Source organism: Roseicyclus sp. (assembly GCF_052168335.1).
Lineage (GTDB): Bacteria > Pseudomonadota > Alphaproteobacteria > Rhodobacterales > Rhodobacteraceae > Roseibacterium.
Genome location: NZ_JBQLZP010000210.1, coordinates 1 through 7,968, shown reverse-complemented (window position 1 = coordinate 7,968; position 7,968 = coordinate 1). Strand labels below are relative to the sequence as shown.

At 71.4% G+C, this 7,968-nt stretch carries 8 protein-coding genes; 6 read left to right on the top strand and 2 right to left on the bottom strand.

Annotated elements, in window-relative coordinates; genetic code table 11:
• Positions 1-166 precede the first annotated feature (166 nt).
• The 3 genes from ACTS11_RS06585 to ACTS11_RS06575 are packed head-to-tail and all read left to right on the top strand — an operon-like array spanning position 167 to position 2,723.
• The gene (locus ACTS11_RS06585; RefSeq protein ID WP_442639535.1) at positions 167-916 is read left to right on the top strand and encodes a GntR family transcriptional regulator; all 750 of its coding nucleotides are present in this window, start codon (positions 167-169) and stop codon (positions 914-916) included.
• Positions 913-1,881 (top strand): sugar phosphate isomerase/epimerase family protein, encoded by a 969-nt coding sequence (locus ACTS11_RS06580; RefSeq protein WP_442639534.1) that lies wholly within the window; start codon positions 913-915, stop codon positions 1,879-1,881. Before ACTS11_RS06585 ends, ACTS11_RS06580 begins: the two co-directional genes overlap by 4 nt.
• Complete coding sequence (locus ACTS11_RS06575; protein WP_442639533.1) at positions 1,878-2,723, top strand: PfkB family carbohydrate kinase; 846 nt, start codon at positions 1,878-1,880, stop codon at positions 2,721-2,723. The genes ACTS11_RS06580 and ACTS11_RS06575 overlap by 4 nt, the downstream gene beginning before the upstream one ends.
• Here ACTS11_RS06575 and ACTS11_RS06570 read toward each other — a convergent pair.
• Complete coding sequence (locus ACTS11_RS06570) at positions 2,720-3,553, bottom strand: amidohydrolase family protein (RefSeq protein WP_442639532.1); 834 nt, start codon at positions 3,551-3,553, stop codon at positions 2,720-2,722. The two genes, ACTS11_RS06575 and ACTS11_RS06570, sit on opposite strands and share 4 nt — an antisense overlap.
• Positions 3,554-3,556: 3 nt before the next feature.
• Positions 3,557-4,588, bottom strand: coding sequence for an aldo/keto reductase (locus ACTS11_RS06565; RefSeq protein WP_442639531.1), 1,032 nt, complete (start codon positions 4,586-4,588; stop codon positions 3,557-3,559).
• Between the two features lie 87 nt (positions 4,589-4,675).
• Between ACTS11_RS06565 and ACTS11_RS06560 the strand changes: the two genes are divergently transcribed.
• From ACTS11_RS06560 to ACTS11_RS06550, 3 genes are all read left to right on the top strand, one after another.
• Complete coding sequence (locus ACTS11_RS06560; protein WP_442639530.1) at positions 4,676-5,488, top strand: BtpA/SgcQ family protein; 813 nt, start codon at positions 4,676-4,678, stop codon at positions 5,486-5,488.
• A complete protein-coding gene (locus tag ACTS11_RS06555; protein WP_442639529.1) occupies positions 5,485-6,555 on the top strand; it encodes a M20/M25/M40 family metallo-hydrolase in 1,071 nt (356 codons plus the stop codon). Before ACTS11_RS06560 ends, ACTS11_RS06555 begins: the two co-directional genes overlap by 4 nt.
• Positions 6,555-7,968 (top strand): FGGY-family carbohydrate kinase (locus ACTS11_RS06550; RefSeq protein WP_442639528.1); only part of this gene is annotated, 1,414 nt, incomplete at its 3' end. The genes ACTS11_RS06555 and ACTS11_RS06550, both read left to right, overlap by 1 nt.

The window sequence follows — 7,968 nt, the reverse complement described above, 5'->3', positions numbered from 1 at the left end:
GCGGCACCTGCGCGCCCTCGGCCAGGAAGGCGAGCGCCGTGGCCTGCCCGATCCCCGCACCCGCCGCGGTCACGACCGCGCGCTTGCCCTTCAGTCGCATCTGCCCCGCCTCCCCTGCGGTTCCGCCGAGCTTGCCGGACCGGCACGGCTTGGCTAACATGCTAGAATGTTATCTGGCGCGGCAGGCACATCGCAACCACAAAAGGCGGCCGAAGGCGGTGCGGCGGCCGCGCGTCTCGCGCCGCTCGAGGCCTACGAGGGGTCGCTCGCCACGCGGGTCTACCAGAGCCTCAAGGACGCGATCCTCTCGCTGGAATACCAGCCGGGGGAGATCCTGCGGAAGGGGGAAATCTGCGATCACCTCGGCATCTCGCGCAGCCCGGTGTCGGAGGCGGTGACGCGGCTCGCGGCCGAGGGGCTGGTCGATGTCGTGCCGCAGGCGGGCACCTTCGTCGCGCGCTTCTCGATGTCCGAGATCCGCGAGGGGGCCTTCCTCCGCGAGGCGCTGGAGGTCGCGGCGGTCGAGAAGGTGGCCGAGACGGTGACGGAGGAGCAGCTCGTCGCGCTCCGCCGGAGCCTGCGCATCCAGGAGGCGCTGGTCCAGGACGGGGACGTGGCCGGCTTCTACAAGCTCGACGCCGAGATGCACGAGCTGATCCTGTCCTTCACCGGCTACCGGCGCCTCGCCCAGATCGCCGAGACGAGCTGGCTCCAGGTCAACCGCGCGCGGCGGCTGGTGCTGCCGAACCGGCGGCGGATCACCGAGACGCTGGAGGAGCACCGCGCCATCGTCGAGGCGCTGGAGGCGCGGGATCCCGCCGCCGCGCGTGCCGCGACGCGGACGCATCTGCGCCAGCTCCTGCGCTATCTCGAACCGCTCGAGCGCGAACACCCGGAGCTCTTCCAGCGCCGATGACCCGTCCGAACCGACCCCGATACGCCGCGCGCCTCAACGCCTTTCGCCGGAAGGGCGACGGCATCCTCGAGATGATCGACCCCGCCGCCGGTGTGGAGGGGCTCGACGCCGCCGACCTGAACTACCCCGACCATTTCGAACGGCGCAGCCCGGGCGAGATCGCGGCGCGGCTGGCCGATGCGGGCATGGCGCTGAACGGGCTCGCCATGCGCTACTACACCGATCCGGGCTTCCGCCTCGGCGCCTTCACGCATCCCGACACCGCCGTGCGGCGGGCGGCGATCGACCAGACCAAGGAGGGGATCGACACGGCGCTGTCGATGGGGGCGCGCCTGATGACGCTGTGGATGGGGCAGGACGGTTTCGACTACGCCTTCCAGATGGATTACGCGCAGGCCTGGGACGCGACGATCGCCGCGCTCGAGGAGGTCTGCGCCCATGCGCCCGAATGCGACATCGCGCTGGAATACAAGCCGAACGAGCCGCGCGCCTTCGCGCTGATACCGGACGTGGGCACGACGCTGCTCGCCTGCCGCGAGGTCGGACGCGGGAACCTCGGCGTGACGCTCGACTTCGCGCATGTGCTCTACGCCGACGAGATGCCGGCGCATTCGGCCTGCCTCGTCGCGCGGCACTCGCGGCTGATGGGGCTCCATCTCAACGACGGATACGCCAAGCGCGACGACGGGCTGATGGCGGGATCGGTTCACCCTGTGCAGACGGTCGAGCTGCTGGTCGAGGTGGCGCGCCAGGGCTACGACGGGGTGATCTACTTCGACACCTTCCCCGACATGGGCGGACTGGACCCGGTGGCCGAGGCGCGCGCCTCCATCGCCATGACCGAGCGGCTGAGGGCGCTGGCCGAAGAACTGGCGGGCGACGCGGCGCTCGCCTCGGCCATCGCGCGGCAGGACGCGGCGGCCTCGACGCGGATCGTCGCGGCCGCGCTCTACGGTGCGCGATGAGCGGGCTTCTGGTCGTCGGGGCGCTGCATTGGGACGTCGTGGTGGACGCGCCGCGCCTGCCGCGGGTGGACGAGACGTTGCGGGGTGCGGGCGTGCGCTACCGGCTCGGTGGCAAGGGCGGGAACCAGGCGATTGCGGCCGCAGCCGCGGGCGCGCGCGTGGCCTTCGCGGGGCGCATCGGCGCGGACGATCCAGGGCAGCGGATGCGGGCGGACCTCGCCGCCGCCGGGATCGACGTGAGCGGCCTGTCGGCGGGCCCCGGCGCCAGCGGCATGAGCGTCGCGATCACGCAAGGCGACGGGAGCTATGGCGCCGTCATCGTGTCGGGCGAGAACCGCGCCGTCGATCCGGGCGCGCTGCGCGTGCCGCCCGGCTGCCACATCGTCCTGACGCAGAACGAGCTTGCGCCGGAGGTGCTGGCCGCGCTGCCGCGCCTCGCCCATGCCGCGCGGGCGCGCTTCTGGCTGAACGCGGCGCCCGCCGACGGCATTCCGCGCGCGCTGCTGCGCGAGGTGGACGGGCTGATCGTCAACCGGCTCGAGGCGGGCGACCTCCTCGGGACCGAGGCGCTGTCGCCGTCCGAGATGGTGGAGGCGCTGTCGGACCTCGCGCCGCGTGCCACGGTGGTCGTGACGCTCGGGGGCGAGGGCGTGGCCTGGGCCGAGCCAGGCGCCGAGGTCCGGCGCGTTCCCGCGCGGAAGGTCGACGTGCGCTCGACCCACGGGGCGGGCGACATGTTCGCGGGCTCGCTCGCCGCCGCGCTCCTCCGCGGGGACACGGTGGCGGAGGCGGTCGATTTCGCCCAGGCGCGCGCGGCGGAGCTGATCGCGTCGGACCGCTAGAGCCGGTAGAAGCGCGCCGCCGTGCCGCCGAAGACCTCCGCCCGCGCGTCCGCCGAGAGGTGCCCCGTCAGCGCCTCCGCCGCGGCGCGCCAGTCGTCGTAGCTCGCTTCGAGCCGACAGACCGGCCAGTCCGACCCCCACATGACGCGCTCGGGTCCGAAGACCTCCAGCACGTGTTGCGCGTAAGGTTGCAGCTTCTCCGGCGTCCAGCCGTCGCTTTCGGTGACGATGCCCGAAAGCTTGCAGAAGGCGCGGGTGTCCTCCGCGATGGCGCGCATTCCGTCCGCCCAGTGGGCGAAGCTCTCGGGCGAATGGTTGCGGATCTGCGGCTTCATGCAATGGTCGACGACCACGCGCATGTCGGGATACCGCGTCAAGATCTTGTAGAAGTTCGCGAGGTGGCGGGGGAAGCCGAGCGCGTCGAAGGTGACGTCGAGTTCCACCAGCGCCCGGTAGCCCCACTGCACGTCCTCGCGCAGCATCCAGTCATCATCGGGGATGTCCTGGATCATCGGTCGGACGCCCGCGAACTTCGGGTGGCGCGCCAGCCGCTCCAGGTGCGCGCGATCCTCGGGCCGCTCGAAGTCGATCCAGCCGACGACCGCCGCGACCGAGGGCGTGGCGTCGGCGATGCCCAGCATGTACTCCGTCTCGTTCACCGTCGCGGCCGCCTGCACGAGGACGGTGCGCGCGATCCCGTGCTTCGCGAGCATCGGCTCGAGGTCGGCGGGCGCGTAGGGCCGCGCGAGGATCGCGTTGTCCATCGGCATCCAGTCGTAATCGCCCCGCTGCGGGTGCCAGTAGTGCTGGTGCGCGTCGATCATCTCCATCGGCTATCCCTCCACCGGCGCGTCCGCGCGCATCAGCCCCTCGGCCTTCAGCTCCGCCCAGAGCGCGGGCGGGATTTCGGCTGCCGCTGCGCGCAGGTTGCTCTCCATCTCGGCCACGCCCTGTCCGCCGGGGATGACCGAGACGACGGCCGGATGGCGAAGCGGAAACTGGAAGGCCGCGTCCACCATGCGGACGCCGTGGCGCGCGCAGACCGCCTCGATCCGTCCCACGCGGTCGAGGATCTCCTGCGGCGCGGGGTCGTAGTTGTAGAAGGCGCCGGGGCGCGGGCCGGTGGCGAGGATGCCCGAGTTGTAGGGCCCGCCGATCACGATGCCGATGCCGCGCTCGACGCAGAGCGGCAGGAAGCTGTCGAGCGCCTCCTGTTCGAGCAGCGTGTAGCGCCCGGCGAGGAGGAAGAGGTCGAAGTCCCCCCGCTCGGCCATCCACTGGCAGGGCTGCCACTCGTTGATGCCCGCCCCGAAGGCGCGGATCGTGCCTTCCTCCCGCAGGCGAAGGAGGGCCTTGTAGCCGCCCTCCATGAACTCGGTCAGCCTGGCGTCGAGGGCGGCCTGCGTGCCGTGGTTGAAGACGTCGAGGTCGTGGGCGTAGAGGATGTCGATACGGTCGATCCCCAGCCGCTCGAGGCTGAACTCGACCGAGCGCAGCACCCCGTCATGGCCGTAGTCGTAGACCTCCTGCCGGGCGGGCACGTCGAACCACTTGCCGAAGCCGTCGCGCGCGTCCGGCGCACAGGCCTTCAGCCAGCGGCCCACCTTGGTCGAGAGCACGTACTCGTCGCGCGGCTTGCCCCGGAGAAAGCGGTTGAGCCGCGTCTCGCTGAGACCGAGCCCGTAGAGCGGCGCGGTGTCGAAATAGCGGATACCTGCCTCCCACGCGCGGTCGAGGATCGCCTCGGCCTCGCCGTCGCCGATCGCGCGGTAGAGATTGCCGAGCGGCGCCGTGCCGAAGCCCAGTTCCGTGAACGTGAGCCCGCCGTTTCCCAAGCGGTCCCAGTGCCTTGTGCGTTGTTCCATCGCTCTCCCCCCGTCACTGACATGCTAGAATGAATCGCGGTGGACTGCACCCGTTTCTTGCGCCAGCATGGGGTGAAGGGAGACATCATGGACCGTTTCAGGACGACATTCGGCACGGCGAAGCCCGTGATCGCGATGGTGCATCTGGGCGCGCTGCCCGGCAGCCCGCTGCACGACGCGGAGACCGGCGTGGAGGGGATCGTGGAGGCCGCGGCGCGCGACCTCGACGCGCTGATGGCCGCGGGCGTGGACGCGGTGATGTTCGGCAACGAGAACGACCGGCCCTACGAGCTGCAGGTCGACACCGCCTCGACCGCGACGATGGCCTACGTGATCGGCAAGCTCCGCGACCGGATAACGGTGCCCTTCGGCGTCAACGTGCTCTGGGACCCGATGGCGACCGTGGCGCTCGCCGCGGCCACCGGGGCGGCCTTCTGCCGCGAGATCTTCACCGGGCTCTACGCCTCGGACATGGGCCTCTGGGCGCCCGACGCGGGCCGCGCGATGCGCTACCGCGACAGGCTGGGGCGGCGCGACCTCCTGATGCTCTACAACGTCTCGGCCGAGTTCGCCGACAGCCTCGACCGCCGCCCGCTGGCCGACAGGGCGCGCTCGGCCGTGTTCTCCTCGATCCCCGACGCGGTGCTCGTGTCGGGTGCGATCACCGGCGAGGCCGCGCGGATGGAGGATCTCGAGGCGGTGAAGGCGGCCCTGCCCGGCACGGCGGTGCTGGCCAACACGGGCGTCCGGCACGAGACGGTGGCGGATGTCTTCCGCATCGCGGATGGTTGCGTCGTCGGCTCTTCGCTCAAGGTCGACGGGCACACCTGGAACGCGGTCGACCCGGCGCGCGCGGCCGACTTCATGGCGCGGGTGCGTGCGGCGCGGGGCGACGCATGAGCCGGATCGGAGAGGATCTGAAGGCCCTCATGCTCGTGCCCGGCGTCGCGGGCCACGAGGAGCGTATCCGCGCGGCGATCCGCGACTTGCTGCCGGTCGCGGCGCGCACCGACGCGCTCGGCAACCTGATCGCGAGCCTGCCGGGCGAAGGGCCTCCGGTCATGCTCTTCACGCACATGGACCAGCTCGGCTTGATCGTGCGGAAGGTCGAGGAGTCGGGCCTGATCCGTGTCCACCGCCTCGGCGGTATCCCGGAGAAGGCGTTGCCCTGCCAGGACGTGGTGATCTGCGCGAAGGGCGGCGACATACCCGCGGTCGTCGGAATGAAGAGCCACCATGCCACCCAGCCCGAGGAGAAGTACAAGGTGCTGCCCGCGTCCGAGCTCTACCTCGACGCGGGCTTCGCCTCGAAGGCGGAGGCCGAGGCCGCGGGCGTCGTGATCGGCACGCCCGTCGCCTACCGGCCGCATGTCGTGGAGCTTGCGGGCGGACGCATCGCGGGGACCAGCGTGGACGACCGCGCCGGCTGCGCCGTTCTTGTAGAAGTTCTCCGCCGGCTGGCCGAACGGGGCGGCGGCCCGCCTCTCCACGTCGTCTTCGCCACGCAGGAGGAGTTCAACCTGCGCGGCGCGCAGGTCGCGGCGCAGGCGCTGAAGCCCGCCATCGCGATCCAGGTGGACCTGATGATGGCGACCGACACGCCCGACATGGGCCACCTCGGCGAGATGCGGATGGGCGGAGGCCCCGGCATCAGCCTCTACAGCTTCCACGGGCGGGGAACGCTGAACGGCGTCCTGCCCCACCCGGCGCTGGTGGCGCTCTTCGAGGGGACCGCCGAGGCCGAGGGGCTGCCGCTGCAACGCTCCGCCCAGATCGGCGTCCTGACCGACAATTCGTATGTCCAGCTCGTGGGCGAGGGCGTGGCCGCGATCGACGTGGGCTTTCCCATGCGCTACAGCCACGGCCCGCGCGAGATGGTGCAGGTCTCCGACCTCGAGGATCTCGCCCGCCTGCTCCTCGCCGCCATCGGACGCATCGGGCCCGACTTCCGGACGGAGCGCGACTGATGAGCTACACCCTCGGCGTCGACATCGGCACCTACCAGACCAAGGGCGTCCTCGTGGACGGCGCGGGCCGCGTCGTGGCGGAGGCCGCGCGCGATCACAGGATGCTCGTGCCGCGCCCCGGCTGGGCCGAGCATCGCGCCGAGGAGGATTGGTGGGGCGACTTCGTCCACGTCACGCGGGCGCTGCTGGCCAAGTCCGGGGTCGGGGGCGAGGAGATCGCCGCCGTCGCCTGCTCCGCCATCGGTCCCTGCATGCTGCCCGTCGATGCGGCGGGCGCGCCGCTGATGAACGGTGTCCTCTACGGCGTCGATACCCGCGCCATGGCCGAGGTCGACGAGATGACCGCGGCCATCGGCGCCGATGTCATCCTCGAGCGCGGCGGCAACGCGCTGACCTCGCAGTCCGTCGGGCCGAAGATCCTGTGGCTGAAGCGGAACCGCCCCGACCTCTTCGCGAAGGCCGCGAAGATCCTCACCTCGACCAGCTTCGTCGTCCACCGCCTCACCGGCGAATACGTGATCGACCACTACACGGCAGCGAACTTCTCACCCTTCTACGATGTGGGCGCGCTCGACTGGTGTTTCGACCTCGCGCCGGACGTGATCGGTGCTGAGCATCTGCCGCGCCTCCTCTGGTCCTCCGAGATCGCGGGAACCGTGACGGAGAAGGCGGCCGCCGAGACCGGCCTTGCGCCCGGGACGCCGGTGACGGCGGGAACCATCGACGCGGCGGCCGAGGCGCTGTCGGTGGGCGTGCGCAGGCCCGGCGACATGATGATGATGTATGGCTCCACCATCTTCATCATCACGATTACGCCCGACCGTGTGCGCGACGCGCGGCTCTGGTACGCGCCCTGGCTGTTTCCGGGCCAGCACGCCTCGATGGCGGGGCTGGCCACTTCGGGCACGCTGACGCACTGGTTCCGCGACCAGTTCGCGCGCGAGCTTCCGCGCGAGGAGGCCTTCGCCACCCTCGCCGCCGAGGCGGAGGAGGTGCCGCCGGGGGCGGCCGGTCTCCTCTTCCTGCCCTACTTCTCGGGCGAGCGGACGCCGATCCACGACCCGCACGCCAAGGGCGCCTTCTACGGCCTGAACCTCACGCATACCCGCGCGCACATGTACCGCGCGCTGCTCGAGGGGATCGCGCACGGCACCGCACACGTGGCCGAGACCTACCGCGCGGCGGGCGCGCCGCCCTCGCGCGTGCTGGCCGTCGGCGGCGGCACGAAGAACGCGATCTGGATGCAGGCGACCTCGGACATCGCGGGCCTGCCGCAGGAGGTCTGCGCGCGCACCACGGGCGCGAGCTACGGCGACGCCTTCCTCGCGCGGGTGGCGCTGGGGCAGGCGGAGGTCGGCGACATCGCGGCATGGAACCCGGTGGAGCGGATCGTCGTTCCCGAGGCGCGGCCGG

Excerpts from the sequence above, each read along its gene's own strand:
- ACTS11_RS06570 (WP_442639532.1), bottom strand. The coding sequence starts at position 3,553 with ATGGAGATGATCGACGCGCACCAGCACTACTGGCACCCGCAGCGGGGC.
- ACTS11_RS06585 (WP_442639535.1), top strand. The coding sequence starts at position 167 with ATGTTATCTGGCGCGGCAGGCACATCGCAACCACAAAAGGCGGCCGAA.
- ACTS11_RS06580 (WP_442639534.1), top strand. The coding sequence starts at position 913 with ATGACCCGTCCGAACCGACCCCGATACGCCGCGCGCCTCAACGCCTTT.
- ACTS11_RS06555 (WP_442639529.1), top strand. The coding sequence starts at position 5,485 with ATGAGCCGGATCGGAGAGGATCTGAAGGCCCTCATGCTCGTGCCCGGC.
- ACTS11_RS06560 (WP_442639530.1), top strand. The coding sequence starts at position 4,676 with ATGGACCGTTTCAGGACGACATTCGGCACGGCGAAGCCCGTGATCGCG.
- ACTS11_RS06575 (WP_442639533.1), top strand. The coding sequence starts at position 1,878 with ATGAGCGGGCTTCTGGTCGTCGGGGCGCTGCATTGGGACGTCGTGGTG.
- ACTS11_RS06565 (WP_442639531.1), bottom strand. The coding sequence starts at position 4,588 with ATGGAACAACGCACAAGGCACTGGGACCGCTTGGGAAACGGCGGGCTC.